Source organism: Burkholderia sp. Bp9031 (assembly GCF_003857965.1).
GTDB lineage: Bacteria > Pseudomonadota > Gammaproteobacteria > Burkholderiales > Burkholderiaceae > Burkholderia > Burkholderia ambifaria_A.
In genome coordinates, this window is sequence record NZ_QTPW01000036.1 from 12,697 (window position 1) to 35,525 (window position 22,829).

Genomic DNA, 22,829 nt, shown 5'->3' on the forward strand with positions numbered 1-22,829 from the left:
GCCCAGGATTCAGTCGCCGCCTCATCCGCAAATACACCTAGGATTTCCGGAATTGCACGTGCGCGACCATGCAATTGCGTCCTGTGCGACGTCGAATATTCTGTTGCGCCCGGACGCCGACATCGGACATCGACGTTGTCCGCTTTTCATTCCGAACTCATGGAATTACCACTATGTTGAAAGTGACGAAAGCCGTCTTTCCGGTCGCCGGTTTGGGCACGCGGTTCCTGCCTGCCACCAAGGCGAGCCCCAAGGAAATGTTGCCGGTCGTGGACAAGCCCTTGATCCAGTATGCGGTCGAGGAAGCGATCGAAGCGGGTATCACGGAGATGATTTTCGTGACCGGACGCAGCAAGCGCGCGATCGAGGATCATTTCGACAAGTCGTACGAGATCGAGGCAGAGCTCGAGGCGCGCGGCAAGGACAAGCTGCTTTCGCTGGTGCGCAGCATCAAGCCGAGCCATGTCGACTGCTTCTACGTTCGCCAGGCCGAAGCGCTCGGGCTCGGCCATGCCGTCCTTTGCGCGGAGAAACTCGTCGGCGACAATCCGTTCGCGGTGATCCTCGCCGACGACCTGCTCGATGGCCCGAAGCCGGTGCTGCGCCAGATGATCGACGTCTTCGACCATTATCATGCGTCGGTCATCGGGGTCGAGGAGATCGCCCCTGAAGATTCGAAGTCCTATGGCGTGATCGACGGCAAGCGCTGGGAAGACGATCTCTTCAAGCTGTCCGGGATCATCGAGAAGCCCGAACCGGCGAATGCGCCGTCCAATTTCGGCGTCGTTGGCCGCTATGTGCTGAAGCCGAAGATCTTCGAGCATCTTCGCGGGCTCAAACCCGGCGCGGGCGGCGAATTGCAACTGACCGACGCGATCCAGTCGCTGCTCACCGACGAACAGGTACTGGCTTACCGCTACAACGGCACACGCTACGATTGCGGCAGCAAGCTCGGGTACCTCAAGGCGACGGTCGAGTTCGCGCTGCGGCATCCGGAAGTTGCGGCGGACTTCGAGCGGTATCTGCTCGCGCGTCTATCCGAAGCGCTGATCGCATGACATGAACGCGAAATGGCGATTCGCCTCCATTGCACTGTCAACGCCATCGTTACCGCGGACAACGGCTCCTGCCCCGCTCGCTCAAGCGGTTAGAGTCGGACATGTGGACATCGATTAGTCATCTCGGTGACGCGGCGTTGATCGTCCCGCTCGCGGCAGTTTGCAGCGCATGGCTCGCGACGTCGATGCATGGCTGGCGGATTACCGTATCGTGGTTGATGCTGCTCGGCGGCGGAATGCTGGCGGTGGGATTGACCAAGATTCTTTACGCGGGCTGCGGCATCGAGATCCAGACGATCCATTTTCGCGTGATCAGCGGCCACACGATGCTTGCGGCATCGGTGTGGCCGATGGCCTTCCTGCTCGCGCTGCACGACGGTTGGCATGTTCGTGCTCATGTTGCTTTGCTCCCTGGCTCGGCGCTGGCGGCTGCAGTCGCGACCGCACGCGTATTCGATCATGCTCACACCGTGTCCGAGGTGACGACCGGCTGGATTATCGGCACGCTTGTCACGGTGACGCTGCTGCGGTGGAAAGCCGCACCAGTGCTGCTTCCTTGGCGGCGATCGCCTGCGGCCGCATCCATGCTTGCCGTCTCGAGCATTGCATATGGATACAGCTCACCGATCCAGGCCGCGATCGATACCTATTCGCCGTTCCTGTGCATGCCTTTTCGATGAAGCGCCAGCACGGGTGAGCAACGACGTCACGCGGGCAGTTGTGGTATCGGGTCGTCGGATGCTCATTGCAGCCACGTGGCGGCACACACCAACATTCTGTCGGACAGATGCACCGTGCAATCCGCACAATGCTGCCATTGCGCACCGCATCATTTTTCCTGGAATCACGCTGCTAGCCGATGAAAGTCCTCATCTACGGTATCAACTATGCTCCTGAACTAACGGGCATCGGCAAGTACACCGCGGAAATGGCCGAAACGCTCGCCGCAAAAGGTCACGCGGTACGTGTCGTCTGCGCACCGCCGTATTACCCAGAATGGCGAGTGGCGAGTGGGTATCGCGCGGTTTGGTACGCGACCGAATACCGCAACGGCGTCAGCCTGTGGCGAGCGCCGCTGTGGGTCCCGCGCCGGCCACGCGGTGCACTGCGCATCTTGCATCTCGCAAGCTTCGCACTGACGAGTTTCCCCCTGATGTTGCGTCATGTGTTCTGGCGTCCAGACGCCATCATCTGTATCGCGCCTAGCTTGTTGAATGCCCCAGGCGGATGGCTCGCGGCCAAGCTGAGCGGTGCACATGCGTGGCTTCACATCCAAGATTATGAAATCGATGCCGCATTCAATCTCGGCATGCTCGATGGCTCGTTGCTTCGGCGTGTGGCGCTCGCACTGGAGCGGATGCTCATGAGGCGCTTCGATACCGTCTCGACAATCTCCGGGAAGATGATCGAACGCGCGATGCATAAGGGTATTTCCCCCGGCAAGCTCGTACATTTCGCGAACTGGGCAGACACTCGTTCGATCTATCCGCTCGGGCGCCCAAGCGAGCTGCGGGCCGCTCTTAATATCTCGCTCGACGCTACTGTCGTGCTTTATTCCGGCAACATGGGTGCAAAGCAAGGGCTCGATATACTGGCGGACGCGGCGCAACGCCTGGCACTACGCGACAACCTCGTGTTTGTCTTTTGCGGCAATGGCCCAGCACGTGATGATCTCATCGCACGTTGCGGCAAGCTGAGAAACTGCAGATTCATGAATCTGCAGCCTGCCAACCGCCTCAACGAACTGCTGAATCTTGCGGACATACATGTGCTTCCCCAACGAGCCGACGCCGCTGACTTAGTAATGCCTTCGAAGTTGACCGGCATGTTCGCGAGCGGCCGGGCAGTCATTGCTATGGCCAACACCGGTACGGAACTGCACAACGTGGTATCACGGCGCGGGGTACTGGTTCCCCCCGGAGATCCGGAAGCACTGGCAAACGCAATCGATGCGCTCGCTGCCGATGCACGGCAACGGATGAGTCTCGGGCTCGCCGGACGCAGTTTCGCAGAGGCCGTACTGTCACGCGAAGCGGTGTTGCGCGAATTCGAGGCCAGATTGTCTGCATTGCAGCGAACATCGTCCAATACTTAATTGCGTGGCCGATAACGGGGCTTCGCTCATACCTCCGTCATGTTCGGCCAACCAGTCGCAAATCGCTCCCGGGCGCGTCTTCCGGTCGCCTTGCGCAATATGCTCAACGGCGCCCTTCTGGCCGCTGCAGCTCGACAGCTTTCACCGATATCAGATACTCATAAACACATTGCAAGAACGTGTAATGCCATCCGGCACGCCCGTCGAGAAACGACCGACGGACAACCATCATGTAGAAAAACTTGAACAAAGGCCGACAAGGCATCCTGTAGAACAACGCCTTTTGATGAAACCGTCGAACATTAAAGTCGCGATCGAATAGAGCCTTGATGATCGAGAAATCGGCCTGCCGCCGACGAAGCAACTCGCCGGCTTCCATTGACGAATAGATGTTGTGTTTGCCAACCCAGTGAGCCATACCCTTCGAGAACGGAAAGTGGTCCAGCGGCCCGGCGAGTTCACGAATATCCCCATCGACGATCAGAACTTCGTTCACCTCACGCTCGTAATGCACACGCGACGGACGCACGAGCCGGATAAAGTATGGCGAGATTTGCGCATGCTTCAACCACCGTCCGAGAAAGTAGTCTCTGCGACGCACCCGAGCTGCGCCAATCTCATTGGGAGCATCGGGAACAAAGCGGCGAAGTTCGTTCAACAGTTCCTGAGAGGGACGCTCATCGGCATCCAGGATCAGCAGCCAATCATGCTTGAAATCGAAATTCCGCAATGCATGGTTTCGTTGAGCGGCGAACCCGTCGAACTCCCGTGCAACGACGCGCGCACCGAACGCGTTCGCGATTTTCACGGTACCGTCTTCGCTCATCGAATCAAGGACCCAAATGTCGTCTACGCCGTCGATGCTCTTCAGACACCCCGGCAGGTCTGCTTCCTCGTTCTTCGTCAGGATCAGGACTGAGAATCCGTATGTCATTCCGCTCCTCTGCGCACGCGCGAGTTAATTCGACGGGCGGGCATACCGGCATACACCGCCCACTGTTCTTCGAGCGGCCGCGACACGACCGCCCTTGCCGCCACCACCGCGCCCTCGGGTACGACGGCTCCCGGCGTGAGGAAAGCCTCGGCGCAGACCCACGCATGATCACCCACCGTAATTGGACGCGTAACGAGCTGGAAATTGCGTGAGTGAATATCGTGTGAACCAGCGCATAGGTGGGCACCTTGTGAAATCACGACGTGACTTCCTATCTTGATATTGGCCATGTTGTAGAGGATCACGCCATCCGCTATTCCGACATGCGAACCAATCTCCAGCATCCATGGCGCCCAGATCCTGACGCGCGGATAGACATGAACGTGGGGTCCCAATTTTGCGCCGAACGATCTAAGCAATAGCGATCGCCATGCGTGCAGCGGCCTGGGACTGAATCTGAATAGCAAGACATAAACCGTTCCCCAGACAGCGCGACGCAGTCGATTCGAAAAATTGAACGACGGCTCGGTGAAGGGATCATTACCGTCAATGATCATACAATCGAGAAATGAGCGAGGGCGGATCCGCACCGATCGGCACGGGAACAAATCACGTCGGCTCTCCGTAGCAGCCAACGGCAAGAGAAACGAGTACGTCGAGCCGTAAGTCTACCGTCCTGCGTGCCCATTCCAAGCGTATCAATCCGCCAAAATCTAGCTGTTCGCGCACCTAGGCTCCGGACCTCACGGGCTGCGGGCTATCATCGAATCGATCGAATTTCATTTCGACTCATTTCAATTCTCCCGAGAGCCGAATCATGAAGGTTAGCGTTGCGGTATGCGGCCGGTTTCACTTTCACAACTATATTGATCGGCTAGACGAGCTCGAAATTCTGGACACGTTCTACTACTCACACAGAGCGCGTACCACCCCGTTTTCGCTGGCGCATGGACGGGCAGTCAATATATGGGCAAAGGAATATGCGGTTCGAGCTCACTCGAAGCTGTTGAAGAGCCGGTTAAGCGATCGGCTCTTTCCCATATACCACGATCTATGGCAGTTCGGCGTGCGCTTCAACTGGCGGCCGACACCGCTTCTGCATGTCATGGCGCATGGCACTGCGCGCCACATCGTTGCAAAGGCAAAGCGCGAAGGTTCAATCGTACTCGGCGAGGTTGTCAACACTCACCCTCTCTATCGCGATCGGCTCCTCTCGGAAGAAGAGAACAGGCGCGGACTTCCACATGGCCATCGGATCAACCGGCAACAACAGCGCCTGATCGATGAGGTCAATCTGTACGACTACATCCTGGCGCCGTCGTCGATCGTTCGGGAGTCGTTCATTCAGCATGGCGTTCCCGCGAGCATCATCAAGGTAATTCCCTACGCAGCCAATGTGCAGAGATTTCGTCCGCTGGAACGGCGCGGAACGAATCCGAATCGATTCGGCATCCTCTGCGTTGGCCAGATCTGTCTGCGCAAGGGGCAGATCTACCTCCTGGAAGCCGTGAAGCAACTCGGCGACGCGCGCGTACATGTCACATTGATCGGACAGATCGACCCGACGATCGAGCCACTGCTCGCTCCGTACCGGCACTTGTTCACACACATTCCTCGCGTAGACAATGCTCAACTCAATGACTACTACAACGCGGCAGATCTCTTCGTACTTCCGTCGCTTGAAGAAGGACTCGCCGTTGTACTATGCGAGGCGCTCGCGACAGGTTTGCCGATCGTCGCGACACGAGAATCCGGCGCCGCCGAGATCATCGAGCACGATCGCAGCGGCAAGATCGTCCCGTCCGGCTCCGTCGATCAGCTAGCCAACGCCATCGGCGAGATGATCGGCTCGCCAGACAAGATTGTGGAATTCTCTCGTCAGGCAAGCATCGCGGCAGCCAGTACGCACAACTGGATTCAGTATGTCGACAAACTGCATCAGGTCTATGTCGACTGCCTCCGTTAGACAGTGAGGCGCGATGTACTCTCTTGCAGGCGCAGGCCGTCGTCGATACGCACTTATCGACTGATCCGCGGTACGGCGCCTGAAATCCCTACCGACAGCCCCTGCACGCCCGGGAGCAAACCGGCTGCAGACCTCCCGCCATCCGCACGCCGTGCGGAACGCAGGCTCGAGACTGAACCGGCGCCCATTCCGGAGTACATGCTGCCGCGAGCGTAGCCCATTCGCTCCACGTCATCTGCGTATGGATTCTTCGCAGCGGCGGCGGCCATCGCGAATGTCCGCAACTCGCTTGAATTCGATACGGATTGTTGATAAATGCCAGAATAGTTCTTCAATGAACTTTCGCCCGGGTCACTATCGATCCCCCTTGCTTGCGCGCCGGTGCCTGATCTCGGATGATCGTGGCACCCGGGCAACGCACACGTCGCAAGCGACGCGATTGGTGCCGTCGCTCCAGCCGCGATCGACACTGCATATAGTAACGACACTATTTTCCGTACATTGAATAAGCCAGTTGGTTCATTCATCTCGATTCACCTCGTCGGTCAGCAGAACTTTTATATCCACGTGTTTGGCAGAGGCCGTACGACCGGAAATGCACACGACCCTCAATCGCACGAATCGGACGTTCGGCAACGTCGACAACTGGTCGCCCATCATGCCCAATACGTGGCGTTCACTGATCGTGCGAATGCCGGACGCTGCCACGTTGACGATACCCCGCCAGACCGGGTGGCCGGTGTAATTCAATCCGGTCAGGGCCAGCTTCGCGTCGGAATCGACTGCCGCAGTTGTATGCAAGTCGCCGATCTCGATGGTCAGCTCACGTGCCCGCCTATGGATCGTAAGATCGAAAGGGCGCCGACGCTCGTCGTCACCGAAGTCGAATCCGACAGCAATCATTTCGTCATCGTGATGTGCATCGCGAATTCGCGCGTCGTCCGCATTCAATTGAACAGCAATATCGAACGAAGCATCCGAAGTGCTTCGCGGGCTAGAAAACCGAGCATCGATATCCGATTGCGCTCCGACAATGACTGGATCGATGATCGTCAAACGATGGCAAATGTTTGCGATGAATACCTGATTGACACGCGCCACAACAGCAGCATCTCGTGCCGTGACACCAATTGCCGTGCGCCCGTTCTCGAACCATATCCCCACGACATCGAATTGCGGTTGACCACTTTCGTTTCGAAGCACCGAGCCGATTGTCAATGCACGCGGCACAGGGTCGTTGATGCCGGAAAAGTCAGTATACAGGACGCCAGTTTCCGTGCCGGTCACCTTGATCCTGACAACTCCGCCCCCCGTAGTCAGCGGCAGGGTAGTGCCGCGAGAGGAGACCAGCCTGGGTCGATTGAACACGACCGACTCCATCGGCGTGGAGAAACTCAGCGTTACGAATGCGCTGGCTGGCCGTCGTGCTCCATCGAAGGTGACGTCATTGAATTCGACGTTGCGACAGCTGATGATCGGAATCGGTTCTTCTATCGTCGAATTGTTTACGACGATCCGGTTCACAGCCGGGCCGTTGGAAAAGAAACCGATCTGGCATCGGTTGTATTCGATCCTGTCAACCAGTTTGTCATTCTCGACGAAGCGGATATACGAGTCGTTGACGACGATGGTTCCGCTGGCAGACGGATAGAAGTAACCATTGACGCGAATGCGGTTGCATACGATCAGGTCGGCAGAAAACGCGTACAGGCTTCCGTCGAGCGAATTGACATCATCGTCATGATTATCGCGCGACGAAAGGAATTCCAGATCGTCGAGAACGACTCGCTTGGCAATGTGAAAACCAGCCCGATCCAGACTCAGAATACGCGGGGCGCCGGTCGCGCTGGCCATTCGATCACGCTCGCTACCGTTCTGTGCGATATCGGCCCAACGCGCGTCATAGGTGTTCCGCAGGGGCGCAGCAAGCTCGAGGGTATCGGCACCGACTTTCACGATCGTGTTCCGCTCGAAATATCGAATCGATGGCGGGTAGCCCTGCGAGTCCTGATTGAACCCATAGACCAGTATCGGCATTCCCGTCCGATACTTCAACGCGGCGCCAGTGCTCGCCAGGCGTACGCGCAATGTGCCGGCGGCCACCGACTCGATGCGGTCGCCATTCACGAACTCGCCGAAGCCAGGTATCGAACCGGCATTATCGAGAAAGTAGTCCTGGTTGATGATAAGCGGTACGCGTTCAGTCGTGGACTGCGACTTTCCGATATTGCACAATTGCGTGCCTCTTCCGCCTCTTACATGCACGTCCGCGACGCCTTGCAGCCACCTGCCGGTCAGAATATTCAACCTTCCGTCCGGTAGGACGAGATCGAATGCGGCATCGGTCCACCGCATTTTCTCGCGAATCTTCAACAGTGCCCGTGAATTCTGTTCCGCGGACGCAGCTGCTGATACACCGTAGGCTGCAGCATCGATCACTTCGCGAACCGATGGTCCAAGACGGCGCTCCAACGCACCGGCATCAGGCAAAACCGCGTCCGCACTTGCGGCGGACGCAATCAACTTCAGGAACGCTCGCCTAGATTGCTTCACGCCGCTCGCTCCCGCATCTGGATCATGGTCATACCCGAAAACGCCTGTCTGCACGAAGTTACTCGCACCTTGTACCAATCGGCTCTGGTCATGCCACCGAGCCGACCGTGCTCGGAAGTACCTTGGCCGCAGCTGCCACCGGCGGCCGAATCCTCGCCATTCTGATCTTTCCTGCCCTCACCAAAATATAGACTGCAACGAACGAGAAACCGAAGAAATAAGCCATCGGCACCCCCCCATCGCGAAACAGCGTCGAGATATAGCCATTGAAAATCCAGTACGACGCAAATAGTTTTGGACTAGCCGTATACGTGACACGGTGATGAAACCGGTACAGAAGCAAGCCGACCACGAACATACCGCCGACTAGCGACGGGAACCCGAATATCGAATACAAATCTGCATGCAACGACCAGGTCAGCGCAAAGAAATTCCCATATTTCAGGAGGTTTATCCTTTGCGTGGTCGTCGGTTTGTCAGGCCATATTGCGCGAGGGATCGGCCACACAAGCAGCCGCAGATATTGCGTTCCCCAGTTGAACCCTGTCCTCTCGGGAACAAGTTCGTAGATTGCCGACGACACGTCAAACTCCTGGAAGTCGCTAGTTCCTGCGCCGACCGCTCTCGATTTCTGATATCGATCCACGATCTCAGAAATACTCGTGTCGCCAGTCAGAATCTTCCGGGCTGCGAGGCGGTCCGAACCGACGACATCGAACACGAGGATCAGGCATACACCAATGATGATCGTCTTCATCGCAAAGCTGCGGCGACCACGCCGCATCAAACCGATGGTCAGTGCACTCAGCACGACAATGACGAATGACAGCCGCTGTGCACCGACGAGTATGCGCAATAACACGAATGCGCCAATCCCGGCGACCATGGGCGGCGTAACGCCATACGTGAGAATCAGGATCAGCAACGCCGCCGGAATGAATTCTGCAAACGCCATTAGATAGCCGGACACGCCGACCAGACGCTGCCCACCGTTCGCATCAACCTGCACTTCGAACGATTGGACCGAATCAATACCGGCCGTTCCATACGCGACATGCGTCGAATACAACCCGAGCACAACGAGAACGATCAGCGCCAGAAAAAAGCGAACCTTGTCGGTGATGACGAAGCGGGTCGGAGGAATCCTGAGCTGTCGGAGATTGCGCGGCTCGACGAGCGCAGGCAGGATGACCGCCGCAACCAGCGCACAGTTGATATTTAGGCAGGTCAGCCAAAGCGTCCCATCTGACGGCGTCAACCCAATGGTGTTCCACAGGAGAGATTTTCCGATCAGATAGATGTTGATCGGGCGAATGACATATCCCAAGAAGTGATAGATCAAATACAAGAAAATCGGATGATAGATTGGCATGCGCATCGCCATGACGAACGCGAAGCACATTCCCCAGCACAATAGATTGATTACCGCTATATAGCCAATGATTTCCATGTCACCTCTTCCCCGGTCGGATACTCACTCGATGACGCACGAAGGCTTCCCACGAGACCCCATTAGCCAACCATAGACGTCGGCCATCTGGGTCGCAACGGCATTCCATGTGAAGTGATCTTCGACCAAAGCTCTTCCGCCATTGCCCATTGCCACGAGCTGCGCATCGTCAATGCTATGGAGTTCGTCAAGAAAAGCCATCAGCCCCTCGACTGAATTGAGGATTTCGAAAGCTGCACGTCGGGAAAATCCGATCGATAGATTGCATTCGCGTGTAAGCGCGACCGGTTTTCGGAAAGACCATGCCTCCAGAGGCACCATGGGCAGCCCTTCGCTGAACGATGGCAGAATCACGCAATCGCAAGCCGCGTACGTCTTTGCCTTGTCCTGGCCGAATTGCGGGCCAACGAAATGGACACCGTCCCCGTTCACACCCTCGCTAACCATGCTGCGCAAGTGACCGATATAGGAAGGATCCCCCCAACCACCGACGATCAGATTCCAGCGGACATGGATCGAATCCGCAATGACGCGATCTTTCCAGGCTGTTAGTAGATTCTCCACGCCCTTTTTGGGATGTAGCCGTCCAAAATAAAGCAGCAGCTTTCTGGATCCCAGCTCGCCGGTCCACCACGACGGCAGACCGGGACTGTCGAACTCCGGAATCGTCACGCCGTTATGCACGACGGCGATCGGCTGTTTCAGACCAACGGCCCGGATCGCGTCTGCCTCTTCACGATTGAGTGCATGAAAGCAGGCCGCACGATTCAGATGACTGCGTTCATAGGCTGCCAACGCAAGCCATTTCTTCAATTTCGAACGATTCAGAATCCAACGATCGAGCATCCCGTGCGGCGAGATGATGTAAGGCTTGCGTTCGCGCCGATGCCACGCGACGACATCCGCCGACGGATGCATCCAGATGCCGTGCGTATGGACGACATCCGCATCGGATGCAAGTATCGAAGTACGCAAAGCCGGAGAGTAGCCGAGCATTGCAGGACCGACCGCATCGCAGGTCGTCACCTGGGTCCCGCGCCATTGCGGAAGATCGCCCTCGGTGTTCGAGTCGTTCAGGGCGAACACCTGTGGTACGAACCCGTTTTCCGGGAGTGCGAGTGCAAGACCTCGTACCGCGTCGAACAGGCCACCGCCGGTTCTGGACACGGACGCCGTCACGAACCCAACACGATGGGCCGGATCCGCGAGGCGATGGATATCGACCGTCCGAGTCACGCTGCCTCCCGCAGGAGATCCGCAAATCGGGGATACAGGCGGCGATAGCGCTCGACCGCGCGATCGATCTCTTCCTGTCCCTCGGATGGAGCCCGGTAGTCGGCAATCATCGTCTTCGCCACCTCGTCAACATCGAATCCGTCGATGTCGTGAACGCGGGCGCTCAGACCGAGGTCCGTCATGATGCCGCTAGTTTTGGGTAGATAGGAAAGCGCAACTAGCGGCCGCCCTGCCAACAGACCGAAGATGCATGAATGAAAACGGCTTCCCAGAAAAACCGACGCGCCGGCGATGATGCTCCTGACGTCCGAAACCGGTCGATCCTTCTGATCCAAGATGACAAACCCCGGACACTGTGCCGCAATCTCACGACCTACCGGCAGATCCGCCGCAACCTGGTTGACGATCACAATGCGCACGCCCAGCGCGTCGTGCAGGACATTCAGAAGCGTGCATATTTTGCGCACGTACCTTTCCTTGGCCTCCGCTTGGTTGGGGGCTAGCGGAAACGCCCATTCGATCACCGAGACCGCGATATAAGGCTCGTTCGGTTCGAATCCAAGCTCGATCTTCATCGATGCCGTCGCTGCCGGCGCCGACGCATGCCAGAAGGCAAGGTCGCCCGTCCGGGCCACGCGCGCTGCCGGCAACGCCAGCGTCTCGACGACAAAATGGTACGACTCGCTTTCCCGCACGCAGATAAGAGCCGCCTTCGCGAGCACCTTCGCGGCAAACCATCGGCCGCGCCTGGAGCGGATCGGACCGACGCTCTGCGGTGCCAGAACCACAGTGGCGCCGAATCTCGAAGCGACCCAGATCTGTATCAGGTTGGCATAGTAAGACGGATTGGAATCCTCGAGATACCCGCCCGGACAACTGACGACGACGTCGGCTTTCCCGAGCGCATCGATTGCGCGCCGTTGCTCGACCGGAATCAGACGGCCGAGGAGTCGCGGGCGTCGCAACGATACATATCCGATCGTAATGCACTGGCGCACGACATTGCACAGACGACGACGCCACACATTCTTCGACACGCAGTTTCCGAGCCGCTCGTGCCACGTCACACGTGGCAGATGGGCACGTTGCGTCGAGGGCTGATATGCAATGCCACTGAGAGAAGCGTTTGGATAGGCTTCGCGGATCTCGTCGATACATACTTCGATGAGTGCCGCATCACCTTTGTTGACCGCACCAAAGACATTGGCCACAACGACATGATTCACTTGCATTTCGAGAACCTGTTCGCGAAGTTCAACACATTTTCGGAAAACCGCTGCAAATCCCAGTCCCGCAGATTCCACGGAAAGTTGCGCCTGATCGCAGACAGCTTTTCGTCGTCGAGCAGCGTCGCGACGCCACGGTCGATGTCTGCATCCGTTCCATCAGTAACGAATCCGTTTTCGCCGTGTCGGACCAACTCATGCGCTGCCCCACAGCGATCGCTACACAATACTGGCGTCCCGCACGCGAGGGCCTCGTTCAGACAGAGGCCCCATTGGTCGTAGTCACTCAAAAGCATCATGAAATTGGCAAGAGACAGAAAAACCGGCATGTCCCGATTGGGTACCAACCCCTTGAATACGACGTCGTCTGCGATGCCGAGGCGCTCGCAACGCGCTCGCAACGACTGATCCAGATCCCCCGCGCCGATGATGAGCAGCGAAACACCGATTGCCCTTGCCTGCGAACGTGCATACGCGTCGATGACCTTGTCCACACGCTTGCGGGCGACCAACCGCGACACGCAAACGATGTACTTTTCCGGTAATCCCATCTGTCTGCGAAGCTCGTGGGCTTGAGTACGGGCCGCCGCAGCGGCTGTCATGAATCGGTCGTTATCGACCACGTCATATCCGACGTGGATGTGCTCCTCCGGTATCCCAAGGAACTGGAAATAGTGTCTCTGCCGGTGTCCTGCCACGATTGCACCGTCATAAAGGCATGCCAGCCGCGCCTTGAACAGCTCGCGGCTTGGCTGGCGCACGCCGTCGTCGAACTTGCTGTCGGCACAAAACACAATTCTCGTGCGACGCGTCAACCATCGATAGATCAGCCCGACAAGCGAATACGGAAAGTTGTACCCGATAGTCACGATCATGTCTGGCTTCTCCCGAACAATTTCCTTGAACAGGTACGCCAAAAACATTGGCTGCGTGCGTCGCGAGCGTTCCTCCATCACATACCGCCAGCCGTCTTCCGATGCCTCGCGCCCGGAGCGCTGCACCTCGCGATGCAGGTAGTCCGTCGACTTGCGATCCATCACCAGAACGCGAAATTCGACGCTCTCCTGGGCAAGACGGCGTCCCGCATCGCTCAAGCGTGCGGTATGATAATCGCCTACGCTACCGATCAAGAACAGAACCTTCATAATCCTTCTCGCGATACTTTTGAAATACCTCGTACTCGCCAAAGAGAACCAGGAATACGTCCAGTCCCAGCAGACAGATCGCAACGGATACGATCCCACCGTGGTGAACGGCGAATAATCCAATAACTATCGCAACACTCGCGGCGACCAGGTAAGCGACTGCAAAGCGGATATGGCGGTTGATCGCAATGACGAATATGGAAGCCGACTGCCACATAGAATTTGCGACCATCGACAGCAACAGAATGTCGAATAATGCCGAATCAAAAACGACATGCTTCCCGGTCCATGCCGAATAGAATCGTTCACCGTACTCACTCATTCCGATACCGATCGTGCCCGCAACGGCTATCGTGACGATCGTCAGTCTGCGCTTGATACGCGCAACGTCGCCTTTTCTTCCGACGGCGGAAAGTTTCGACACCTCCGACCAGACCGAGTTGGACAACAGATTCATCATTTGCACTGCTACGCGAGTCAACGTACGCATCGTTGAAAATGCCGCCACCTGAGCGGGACCGAGTGCAGTTCCGATCACCCACAGAATCCCCTGAAAATTCAACCCGTTGCTGAGTGGGAATCCAAGGAATGCCAGTGACGGAACCAGTGATCTCCTGAGCCACATCCAGTCGATCGTCAATGGAAACAGCGTGGCCCATGGGCAATAGCGCTTCTTCACGATCTGCTGCGCTGCGAAGCCGGCAATGCGCGCGACCAGCATCGCGGTTGCGACTGCTATTGGTGTCTTAAATACCATCAGCGCAATCAGTCCGAACGTCAGCGCAACAAAGCGCGTCGCGTTCAGTATGCCAACTGACAGCGCATAGCAATTGGCACTTCGCAATGCGGCTGTCTGAGGTCCATACATTACGCTCAGACATACGTCCCCAATCAGGATCAATGCGACAAATCTGACCTCATCCGCCGACATGTACCGAAACACGTGTGCGCCAGTACCCAAGACCCACCACGCCGCACCCGACACGATCAGTACCGTAAGAACGAACATTGCGACTGTCGCTGAGAGTGTCCGGTAAATTATCTGAAGTCGGTCGTGATCTCCGACTGCGGCCCGTTGATCCATCTCGTTCGCCGCAACAGTCGACAAGCCCAGATCACTCAACGCGAGGTACGTGGGAATTGTCGAGATTAGAATCCATTCTCCATATTTCGCAGCGCCCCACACCGACAGAAACAGCGGAACCGATACGATCTGTGCGAAAACACTCACGGCCTGTCCGAGACCGTGAGCGAAAAATGCCTTGATGATACGTTTTGCCGACATGGTAGGTTTGAGCAGATAACGGGATATGGCGTGTGGTTCATACCCCGCCTTGATGTCATTTCCGTGCCGCGTATTCGTACTGGTACGCATACTTGTATTTTCCGTATGCGTAACCCCCGGTGTTCAGCGGCAGATCGTTGAAGATCACGCCCTTCAGCGTCCCGCCTCCCTGGCGCAGTTGCTTGATCGCCATTTCCACTTCTCGAGGCGGGTTCGCGCCGAAGCGCAACACTAACAATGTCACACCTGCGTAGCGCCCCACGATAGCGGGATCCGTGACGGCGAGAACGGGCGGGGTATCGATAATCACGTTATCGTATCGAGACGCCAGCTGATTTAACACCTTATCGAAGTTGGGATGCAGCAGCAGTTCGGCCGCGTTCGGCGGCAACTCGCCGGTCGGCATGAAGTCGAGCCCCTTCACGAGCGTGTCTCGTTGAATGAATTCCCCAGCATCGCCGTCCGATCTGATCAACTCCGTCAATCCGCGCCCACGCGCCGCGCCGACATAGCGATGCAAATAACCTCGGCGGAGATCGCCGTCGATCAGCAGGACTTTCTTTCCCGTACTCGCCATCAGCGCGGCAAGGTTGATGGCAATGAACGACTTACCTACACCCGGCGCGGGACCGGTTAGCATCAAGATGTTGTTTCGCGCGTCGAATTGCGCGAACTGCAGTGCTGTACGCAAACTGCGGATGGCCTCGACAGCGAGGTCGTTCGGCGCGGCCATGGTCAACAATGGCGTATCGCTTCCGCCGGATCGTTCGATTCGCCCGAACGTCGATTGTTGCTCGCTATGCGGAATAGTCGCATAGACGGGAAGCCCGAACTTGTCTTCAACTTCGGCCGGATCCTCGATGCCGCTACGCAGCGCCTTGAACGCAAAAGAGATGACCAACCCGAGGAATACACCGAGCGTCGTCGCCACGAGGATGATCAGCCCGGGACGCGGCCAAACCGGCACCGTGATGAGCTCCGCGCCATCGAGCAAACGGACGTTCCCGGTCTTCCCCGCCTTCAGTACCCGCAATTGTTCGACGTTGTTGAGCAGGGTCGTATAGATTTCCTGGGCGACCATTGCATCTCGAGCGAGGCCAACGGCGTCCTGTTCGTTTGCCGGAATCGCCTTCAATCGCTGATTGAAGCCGGCGATCTGAGCATTGACTGTATCGAGTTGCCGATTGACAGCATCAACATTCGGATGCTGCGGCGTGAAGCGTTGAAGCAACTGATCTCGTTGCAGTACGAGCTGGCTCTTCTGAACCTCCGCCTGCACGATCTGATTCAGCAAGGTCTGTGCCTCGACGGGCAGATCAACAATGGTATTTTTTGTCCGGTAATTGTTGTACTTCGTTTCGGCCTTTGTCAGGTTGTCCTTCAGCCCCGGCAACTGACGATCCAGGAACCGAATCATATTGTCGGCCTCGGCCGATTTCCTATCGACGTTCTGCTTGACATACAGTCTGGCGATCTCATTCAGCACTGCTTGGGTCCTGTGCGGATCGTCGCTGCGCCAGACCGTGCTGATGATGCCTGAATCTTTCCCTTGCTCCGAGATACTGAGTGACTTCTGAAGCCGGGTGATGACATCGAGACGCTTCGAATGAACGAGCTGAAATCGCGCCCCTGATCGGCCGACCAGGCGATCGACGGTCATCACGACTACGCCGCCCTTGACCGACGCACGGCACTCCTTGCCGACTTCGCAATTGCCGATCACCGCTTCATCCTCGGGCGAACGGAGACTGTATTTTCCGTTTGGCAGCAAGGTCAACGTCCAGATGCCACCGTTGTACTGAGACGGTACCTCCATCTTCGAGACTTCAATCGCCTCGCCCCCCCATGCAAAGGAATCCAGATTCAAGCGTGCCGGTCCATCGACGGGCACCGGCACCCGTGATGCGAGGAAACGGCCCACCAGCGGGAAATAGGTTGGCTTTGCGTCGATGTCCAGATGTACTGCATCGACGGTAGGACCGAGAATCATCCGCGACCTCAGGATCTCGATCTCGGTCGTAGCGGCCGTCTTGAGTTCGAACATGCTCGCCAGATCGCCCAGGGCGGATCCTATCGAATTACCGTTCTCTTCGACCTGCACCAGAATGTTCGACTCGTAGGTCGGCTTCGTGATCAACGCGTACACGGCGCCAAGCAACGCTGCACCGAACGCGAACGCGAGAATTACGTTCCTGTATTCCAGCAGCGCGGCCAAGTGCTCGCCGAGACTCGTGCTTTCGTCAGTCGGGGAACTGCGTTGCCTGGACAGGAATTCATCTGCTTCTTGCATGTGCGTGGTTCAAATAGGTGAGTTGCTGAAAGTTGTCCGAATCGGGACCTTCATTCCCTTCAACGGTTTTCCCGGGTTTCTAGTCAAGTAAGCGCGTCTGCACTGCATCCGGTTCCGTGATGCGCCTGCCGGAAGTCGCTATCCTTTCCGACCACTCGCCCACGCCTTTTTCGATCGAACCAAGTGCCATCGCGAACGACTCCCGACCGCGCCCGAACGGGTCGCGGATATCGGTATTCCCGAATTCGCCCAAGCGAAACACTCTTCCCCGCGACAGCGGGTTCAATCTTTCGACATAACGTTTCTGCTCCATGTCCATCACGAGCACGAGATCGGCTTGCATGCATTGCGAGCGCAGCAATTGCCTGGCACGATGACGTTCGATGTCGAATCCTTTTTCCCGCATCAATTCCCTAGCGATCGGGTCTGCCTGCTCCCCTACCAGCGCACCGACTCCTGCGGATTGCACGACACAATCCGGTAGCTCGCTCGCCAGCATGACCTCGGCCATCGGACTGCGACATATGTTTCCAATACAGACAACCAATATGGACCGAATCATCGAATTTTCCCGGTATTACCGCACCTAACGCCGGATGCCTATTGCTGAAACGTACTATCGAAACGCTCCGAAGCAACCGGACGCTGTTGCTATCACGTGCAACATCCGCCATCCTGGTCCGCCGGCTGCACGTCGTGTTCTACGACGTCGCTGTATCGGCGTATCTCGCCTGATAATCTGCATAGGCAATCGATAGCCCCTCCTCAAGGTCGGTCGTTGCGCATATCCCGAGCGAATGCAGCTGACCGACATCGAGCAATTTCCGCGGCGTGCCATCCGGCTTCGACGTGTCGAAGACGATCTCACCATCGAATCCCACCACCTTTGCGATGGTTCGTGCGAGCTCGGCAATCGATAGGTCTACGCCTGTGCCTACGTTGATATGCGCCACCGGTGGACGCCTGTCCCGCTTCCACTGATCGGCCGGAATTTGCATGATTGCCACCGCGGCATCTGCTAGATCGTCTACGTAGAGCAACTCGCGCTTCGGATTCCCACTTCCCCAGACCGTAACCATTTTGCTGCCGCCGATCTTGGCTTCATGCATCCTGCGGATGAGCGCTGGCACGACATGACTGTTTTCCGCGTGGTAGTTGTCGCCAGGACCGTACAGATTGGTCGGCATGACGCTGCGAAAGTCGGTGTCATGCTGCCGGTTGTAGCTCTCGCACAATTTCAGCCCGGCTATCTTGGCGACGGCGTAGGGTTCGTTAGTCGGCTCGAGATACCCGGAAAGGAGAGCCTGTTCCGGGATCGGCTGCTCGGAGAATTTCGGATAAATACATGACGAGCCGAAGAACATGAGCCTGTCGACAGCGGCACGATACGCATGGTGAATGACGTTCGCCTCGATCATGAGATTGTCGTAGATGAAATCAGCCGGATACGCCGAGTTGGCCTGGATTCCGCCGACCTTGGCCGCGGCCAAATATACGTGATCGATCGCCTCGCTCTGGAAGAAGGACTCGACCGCTTCGCCATCGGCGAGATCGAGTTCCGCTCGCGTGCGCGTGATGATCGTACAGAACTTCATCGCCGACAGCCGGCGAACGATCGCACGCCCGACCATCCCATTGTGGCCGGCGACGAATACTTTGGTGTGTTCGCCCATTTTTGCTACTCGTTGTATGCGAATGCCGTGAAACCGGCCAATTTGATCAATGCGTCGCGCTTTGCCGCCTGGTAGTCGGCACGAACCATTTCCTTGACCAGGTCTTCGAACGATATTTTTGGCGTCCAACCAAGCTTTTCTCGTGCGTTCGTTGCATCACCGAGCAACGTTTCGACTTCCGTCGGACGGAAGTAGCGCGGGTCGACGCGCACGATCACGTCACCCTGTTTGACCTTGAGCTCGCTATTCTCGACCGCTTCCACGATAGCTATCTCACTGACACCCGATCCTTCGAAGCGAAGGACAATTCCCAATTCGAGCGCTGCACATTCGACGAACTTCCGAACACTGTGTTGGACACCCGTCGCAATGACGAAGTCTTCCGCCTGGTCCTGCTGGAGCATCAGCCATTGCATCTCGACGTAGTCCCGCGCATGCCCCCAATCGCGCAGTGCTGAGAGATTGCCGAGATACAGGCAATCCTGCAGACCTGCCGCGATTCTCGACAGCGCGCGCGTGATCTTGCGTGTCACGAAGGTTTCGCCGCGCACCGGGGACTCGTGATTGAAAAGAATGCCGTTGCACGCATAAATGCCATAGGCTTCCCGGTAATTCACGGTGATCCAGTACGCATAAAGCTTGGCAACTGCATACGGGCTGCGTGGATAGAACGGTGTTGTCTCCCGCTGTGGAATCTCCTGGACGAGCCCGTAAAGCTCCGATGTCGAAGCCTGATAGAAGCGCGTCTTTTCCTCAAGGGACAGGATGCGAATCGCCTCGAGCACGCGCAGTGCTCCGATACCGTCCGCATTCGCCGTATACTCGGGTTCCTCGAACGACACAGCGACATGGCTTTGCGCGGCAAGGTTATAGATTTCATCGGGCTGCACGCGCTGGACGATGCGTACGATACTCGTCGAATCCGTCAGATCGCCGTGATGCAGCATGAATCGACGATCCGATACGTGTGGATCCTGGTAAAGATGGTCGATACGGTCGGTATTGAACAGCGACGCGCGGCGTTTGATACCGTGCACCTCGTAACCCTTTTCTAGCAGAAACTCCGCCAGATACGATCCATCCTGTCCCGTCACACCTGTGATTAGCGCAACTTTACGTGTCATGCTTTCGCTCCACATCCAATATTCGCCGCCGGGGGGTTGCGAATCTCATGCTGAATTTCGGAACCGCTCGTTCGACGAGATGGCATGGACGCCCACGGCATCCAATCGGCTCCGCGTCGATTACTTCGTCACTACCGCAGCCGTCAATCCTGCGTTCACCGCCGGCAACAGCAAGCTGAGCACTCGGTTCAGGCGAACCAGACCGTTACCGTCGACATAGACGACGTCATTCGGCTGAAGCTGAAACTGATTGGCCAGAACCATCGCAACCGGCGAACGTGCGTCTAGATGAAAGACGTGCGGTGCGGCATTCAATGCCCCACGAATCACATACATTTGCGCGGCGTCAGCTGTGTTGACATTGATGCTGCCCGCCTGAGAAATCGCATCGCTCAGCGAAAGAGAGCCGTCCCGCATAGGCAAGGCTGTCATTGGCTTGTTGACTTCCCCCATTACGTACACGCCGTTTTGATCGCGCGGCAGCACGCGTAGCAAATCTCCGTTGCGCAGCACGATGTGCGCCGGATTCTCCCCGTGGGCAAGCATTGCCGTGAGGTTAATCGGGTAGGATTTCACGCCGCGAACGAGCACCATTCGGCTCTGATCTGCGGTGGCGCTGAAGCCGCCGGCCCGAGTAACGGCTTCGTACAATGTCATCGGAACATCGTTGACGGGAACCGCCCCAGGCGTATGCACCTCGCCATCCACGTAGATCTGCTTCGACCGGAATGACGCAACTCGTACAGTGACCTGCGGATTGCGAAACATGCTTGAGAGTGCGGCCGTCAGCTTCTTCTGAACCTCATCGGGTTGAAGGGAGGCGACGTGCACTTTGCCGATGTACGGAAACTGAAGGTCGCCGTTCTGATCCACCAGATGACCCGGTGCAGGATCGAACGGCCGCGAGTTCGGTGTGGAAAGTTGAGGTCCTTGCGATTCGACTAATTCCGGGTGATCCCAAACCGTGATTTGCAGGACATCACCCGGACCGATGACGTACGGCGCTGGTTTCGAAAAAAGAGCAGCATATTCGGGTGTACCCGCCGCCTGATGCTGCTCCTTGGTCTGTTTGATCAAATCGACCGTAATTTCAGTGATTGGTACATCCGCTCGCGCGGCCGGATGCTGACTGTCGGCAACACTAACGGGAATCGATGCAGGCGCTTGCATGCGCATTCCGGGCGCAAACGTGCAAGCCGACAGCGTCACGCATGATGCAACCAGTAGCGTCACCCGCATGCGATCAATCGGATACCAGTACCGTTCACGCTCACTGCGTACCATCGTCATCATCAAAGCAATTTCCGCAAGTTTCATCCGTTTGCCCTAGGCGCACGTCGTTGAGCAACGCGCGTTGAAAATTTCGAAACCATCTTGACGTGCGAGCTCCACGATATCAGCTCAATAGGCATTGGAATTCACCAACCCCTTCGCCACCGTCGCCAACACGATCCGCATATCCAGCGCAAACGACCAGTTCCGCAGGTAATAGAGGTCGTACTCGACGCGCTTCTGCATCTTCTCGAGCCGATCGGTTTCCCCGCGATACCCGTTCACCTGGGCCCATCCGGTAATCCCCGGCTTGATCCGATAACGATGGATGTACCCATCGACAACTTTCTGATAAATCCGATCGTGCTCGATCGCATGCGGCCGCGGCCCCACCACCGACATCTCACCGCGCAGCACGTTAAGGAACTGCGGCAGCTCGTCAAGACTGGTCCGCCTGAGAAAACGTCCGACCCGTGTGATACGCGAGTCGCTCTTCGTCGCCTGCGTAACCACGCCTGCCTGTTCGGCGTGTACGCGCATCGTGCGGAACTTGAGGATCTGGAATTTTCGCCCGTCGGCACCCTTGCGGTATTGCTTGAAGAACACCGGCCCGTGCGACGACAACTTCACCGCGACGGCGATCACCACCATCAGCGGCAACAGCGCCACCAGCGCGACTGCCGCGAACAGGCGATCGAACACCTCCTTCTGCCACATCGCATGGCGCGGCATAGGCGACGCCACGAGATTGATCGCCGGCGCGCCGATGAGGTCGATCATCGCGCCGTCGAACAGCGCGACGCTACGCACATCGGGAATGAAGCGGATATTCACGAGATCGTCGCCGAACGCATTGACGAACCGCAGCACGGTCGCTTCCTCGGACAAAGGCAGCGCAAGCCAGATTTCCCGGACACCGTTTTCACGGACAAACTGCGCGAACTCATCGAGCTCCGTGAATACCGGCACACGATTCGAAGCATTTGCGATGATCGGGCGCAGGTCGAATATGGCCGCCGGACGAAAGCCGCTGGCCGGCGACTCCTCGATGTTCCGAACGACCTGCTGGCAGTGCTGTGCATGCCCGACCACCGCGACACTGCGCAGGTTGATGCCTGCATGCCGAACACTGCGCAGAAAAAGGTGCGTGCCGATTCGCGATGCGATCAGCGCACCGCCCGTCATCGCGGTCCAGTACACGAACCACAGCCGGGAAATCACATCCGAGCGATGAAGCGAGAACATCAACACAATGCCGCATGCCTGAACGACGAGCCACGCGAGCGAGATCTTCCCGCTCAGCCTCAACATCGACCGGCCACGCCACGATTCGTACACACCGAACACCGGAAACAGCACCAGCGAGAACGCAATCGCGAATGTGACGAGTGCGCTGTCGACGTGCCCCACTGAAACCGCCTCGTATCGAAATTGCGACGCAAGCAGCGAGCCGGCGACGATCAATGCGATATCCACGAGCCGAGCCATCATTCCTTGTAGACCGAACATTTCAATCTCCCGT

At 57.3% G+C, this 22,829-nt stretch carries 18 protein-coding genes; 4 read left to right on the top strand and 14 right to left on the bottom strand.

Annotated features, from left to right (window positions below; translation table 11 throughout):
- Nucleotides 1-173: 173 nt before the first annotated feature.
- The 3 genes from galU (at nt 174) to DIE15_RS31475 (ending at nt 3,153) form a co-directional block, all read left to right on the top strand.
- Nucleotides 174-1,058: a UTP--glucose-1-phosphate uridylyltransferase GalU gene (gene galU, locus DIE15_RS31465; RefSeq protein WP_124835214.1), complete on the top strand. Its 885-nt coding sequence runs from the start codon at nt 174-176 to the stop codon at nt 1,056-1,058.
- Nucleotides 1,059-1,159: 101 nt separating this feature from the next.
- A complete protein-coding gene (locus tag DIE15_RS31470) occupies nt 1,160-1,738 on the top strand; it encodes a phosphatase PAP2 family protein (RefSeq protein WP_124835216.1) in 579 nt (192 codons plus the stop codon).
- Nucleotides 1,739-1,917: 179 nt separating this feature from the next.
- A complete protein-coding gene (locus tag DIE15_RS31475; protein WP_124835218.1) occupies nt 1,918-3,153 on the top strand; it encodes a glycosyltransferase WbuB in 1,236 nt (411 codons plus the stop codon).
- A 103-nt stretch (nt 3,154-3,256) separates the two neighbouring features.
- Here DIE15_RS31475 and DIE15_RS31480 read toward each other — a convergent pair whose 3' ends face one another.
- Together DIE15_RS31480 and DIE15_RS31485 are read right to left on the bottom strand one after the other, a co-directional pair.
- Complete coding sequence (locus tag DIE15_RS31480; RefSeq protein WP_124835220.1) at nt 3,257-4,087, bottom strand: glycosyltransferase family 2 protein; 831 nt, start codon at nt 4,085-4,087, stop codon at nt 3,257-3,259.
- Complete coding sequence (locus tag DIE15_RS31485; protein WP_124835222.1) at nt 4,084-4,644, bottom strand: putative colanic acid biosynthesis acetyltransferase; 561 nt, start codon at nt 4,642-4,644, stop codon at nt 4,084-4,086. The genes DIE15_RS31480 and DIE15_RS31485 overlap by 4 nt, the downstream gene beginning before the upstream one ends.
- 260 nt (nt 4,645-4,904) lie before the next feature.
- Between DIE15_RS31485 and DIE15_RS31490 the strand changes: the two genes are divergently transcribed.
- On the top strand, nt 4,905-6,053 hold the full coding sequence (locus tag DIE15_RS31490; protein ID WP_124835224.1) for a glycosyltransferase family 4 protein: 1,149 nt from the start codon (nt 4,905-4,907) through the stop codon (nt 6,051-6,053).
- 519 nt (nt 6,054-6,572) lie between these two features.
- Here DIE15_RS31490 and DIE15_RS31495 read toward each other — a convergent pair.
- From DIE15_RS31495 to DIE15_RS31550, 12 genes are all read right to left on the bottom strand, one after another.
- The gene (locus DIE15_RS31495) at nt 6,573-8,606 is read right to left on the bottom strand and encodes a hypothetical protein (RefSeq protein ID WP_124835226.1); all 2,034 of its coding nucleotides are present in this window, start codon (nt 8,604-8,606) and stop codon (nt 6,573-6,575) included.
- Nucleotides 8,607-8,694: 88 nt separating this feature from the next.
- Nucleotides 8,695-10,056: an O-antigen polymerase gene (locus DIE15_RS31500; RefSeq protein ID WP_124835228.1), complete on the bottom strand. Its 1,362-nt coding sequence runs from the start codon at nt 10,054-10,056 to the stop codon at nt 8,695-8,697.
- A 24-nt stretch (nt 10,057-10,080) separates the two neighbouring features.
- Nucleotides 10,081-11,292 (bottom strand): glycosyltransferase, encoded by a 1,212-nt coding sequence (locus DIE15_RS31505; protein ID WP_124835230.1) that lies wholly within the window; start codon nt 11,290-11,292, stop codon nt 10,081-10,083.
- On the bottom strand, nt 11,289-12,524 hold the full coding sequence (locus tag DIE15_RS31510; RefSeq protein WP_124835232.1) for a polysaccharide pyruvyl transferase family protein: 1,236 nt from the start codon (nt 12,522-12,524) through the stop codon (nt 11,289-11,291). Before DIE15_RS31510 ends, DIE15_RS31505 begins: the two co-directional genes overlap by 4 nt.
- Nucleotides 12,515-13,663 (bottom strand): glycosyltransferase, encoded by a 1,149-nt coding sequence (locus DIE15_RS31515; protein WP_124835234.1) that lies wholly within the window; start codon nt 13,661-13,663, stop codon nt 12,515-12,517. The genes DIE15_RS31510 and DIE15_RS31515 overlap by 10 nt, the downstream gene beginning before the upstream one ends.
- Nucleotides 13,638-15,038 (bottom strand): lipopolysaccharide biosynthesis protein, encoded by a 1,401-nt coding sequence (locus tag DIE15_RS31520; RefSeq protein ID WP_124835236.1) that lies wholly within the window; start codon nt 15,036-15,038, stop codon nt 13,638-13,640. The genes DIE15_RS31515 and DIE15_RS31520 overlap by 26 nt, the downstream gene beginning before the upstream one ends.
- Nucleotides 15,004-17,238 carry a polysaccharide biosynthesis tyrosine autokinase gene (locus DIE15_RS31525; protein ID WP_124835238.1) on the bottom strand — a complete coding sequence of 745 codons (2,235 nt, stop codon included), beginning with the start codon at nt 17,236-17,238 and terminating at the stop codon, nt 15,004-15,006. Before DIE15_RS31525 ends, DIE15_RS31520 begins: the two co-directional genes overlap by 35 nt.
- 79 nt (nt 17,239-17,317) lie before the next feature.
- Complete coding sequence (locus tag DIE15_RS31530) at nt 17,318-17,800, bottom strand: low molecular weight protein-tyrosine-phosphatase (protein ID WP_148095692.1); 483 nt, start codon at nt 17,798-17,800, stop codon at nt 17,318-17,320.
- A gap of 139 nt (nt 17,801-17,939) precedes the next feature.
- Complete coding sequence (locus tag DIE15_RS31535) at nt 17,940-18,911, bottom strand: GDP-L-fucose synthase (RefSeq protein ID WP_124835240.1); 972 nt, start codon at nt 18,909-18,911, stop codon at nt 17,940-17,942.
- A 5-nt stretch (nt 18,912-18,916) separates the two neighbouring features.
- A complete protein-coding gene (gmd, locus tag DIE15_RS31540; RefSeq protein ID WP_124835242.1) occupies nt 18,917-20,035 on the bottom strand; it encodes a GDP-mannose 4,6-dehydratase in 1,119 nt (372 codons plus the stop codon).
- Between the two features lie 120 nt (nt 20,036-20,155).
- A complete protein-coding gene (locus DIE15_RS31545; protein WP_409364323.1) occupies nt 20,156-21,319 on the bottom strand; it encodes a polysaccharide biosynthesis/export family protein in 1,164 nt (387 codons plus the stop codon).
- Nucleotides 21,320-21,436: 117 nt separating this feature from the next.
- Nucleotides 21,437-22,816: an undecaprenyl-phosphate glucose phosphotransferase gene (locus DIE15_RS31550; protein WP_124835286.1), complete on the bottom strand. Its 1,380-nt coding sequence runs from the start codon at nt 22,814-22,816 to the stop codon at nt 21,437-21,439.
- Nucleotides 22,817-22,829 lie beyond the last annotated feature (13 nt).

What these genes read in the sequence shown, in the direction of transcription:
- galU (WP_124835214.1), top strand. Translation starts at nt 174, where the DNA reads ATGTTGAAAGTGACGAAAGCCGTCTTTCCGGTCGCCGGTTTGGGCACG.
- DIE15_RS31470 (WP_124835216.1), top strand. Translation starts at nt 1,160, where the DNA reads ATGTGGACATCGATTAGTCATCTCGGTGACGCGGCGTTGATCGTCCCG.
- DIE15_RS31475 (WP_124835218.1), top strand. Translation starts at nt 1,918, where the DNA reads ATGAAAGTCCTCATCTACGGTATCAACTATGCTCCTGAACTAACGGGC.
- DIE15_RS31480 (WP_124835220.1), bottom strand. Translation starts at nt 4,087, where the DNA reads ATGACATACGGATTCTCAGTCCTGATCCTGACGAAGAACGAGGAAGCA.
- DIE15_RS31485 (WP_124835222.1), bottom strand. Translation starts at nt 4,644, where the DNA reads ATGATCATTGACGGTAATGATCCCTTCACCGAGCCGTCGTTCAATTTT.
- DIE15_RS31490 (WP_124835224.1), top strand. Translation starts at nt 4,905, where the DNA reads ATGAAGGTTAGCGTTGCGGTATGCGGCCGGTTTCACTTTCACAACTAT.
- DIE15_RS31500 (WP_124835228.1), bottom strand. Translation starts at nt 10,056, where the DNA reads ATGGAAATCATTGGCTATATAGCGGTAATCAATCTATTGTGCTGGGGA.
- DIE15_RS31510 (WP_124835232.1), bottom strand. Translation starts at nt 12,524, where the DNA reads ATGCAAGTGAATCATGTCGTTGTGGCCAATGTCTTTGGTGCGGTCAAC.
- DIE15_RS31515 (WP_124835234.1), bottom strand. Translation starts at nt 13,663, where the DNA reads ATGAAGGTTCTGTTCTTGATCGGTAGCGTAGGCGATTATCATACCGCA.
- DIE15_RS31520 (WP_124835236.1), bottom strand. Translation starts at nt 15,038, where the DNA reads ATGCGTACCAGTACGAATACGCGGCACGGAAATGACATCAAGGCGGGG.
- DIE15_RS31525 (WP_124835238.1), bottom strand. Translation starts at nt 17,238, where the DNA reads ATGCAAGAAGCAGATGAATTCCTGTCCAGGCAACGCAGTTCCCCGACT.
- DIE15_RS31530 (WP_148095692.1), bottom strand. Translation starts at nt 17,800, where the DNA reads ATGATTCGGTCCATATTGGTTGTCTGTATTGGAAACATATGTCGCAGT.
- DIE15_RS31535 (WP_124835240.1), bottom strand. Translation starts at nt 18,911, where the DNA reads ATGGGCGAACACACCAAAGTATTCGTCGCCGGCCACAATGGGATGGTC.
- gmd (WP_124835242.1), bottom strand. Translation starts at nt 20,035, where the DNA reads ATGACACGTAAAGTTGCGCTAATCACAGGTGTGACGGGACAGGATGGA.
- DIE15_RS31545 (WP_409364323.1), bottom strand. Translation starts at nt 21,319, where the DNA reads ATGGTACGCAGTGAGCGTGAACGGTACTGGTATCCGATTGATCGCATG.
- DIE15_RS31550 (WP_124835286.1), bottom strand. Translation starts at nt 22,816, where the DNA reads ATGTTCGGTCTACAAGGAATGATGGCTCGGCTCGTGGATATCGCATTG.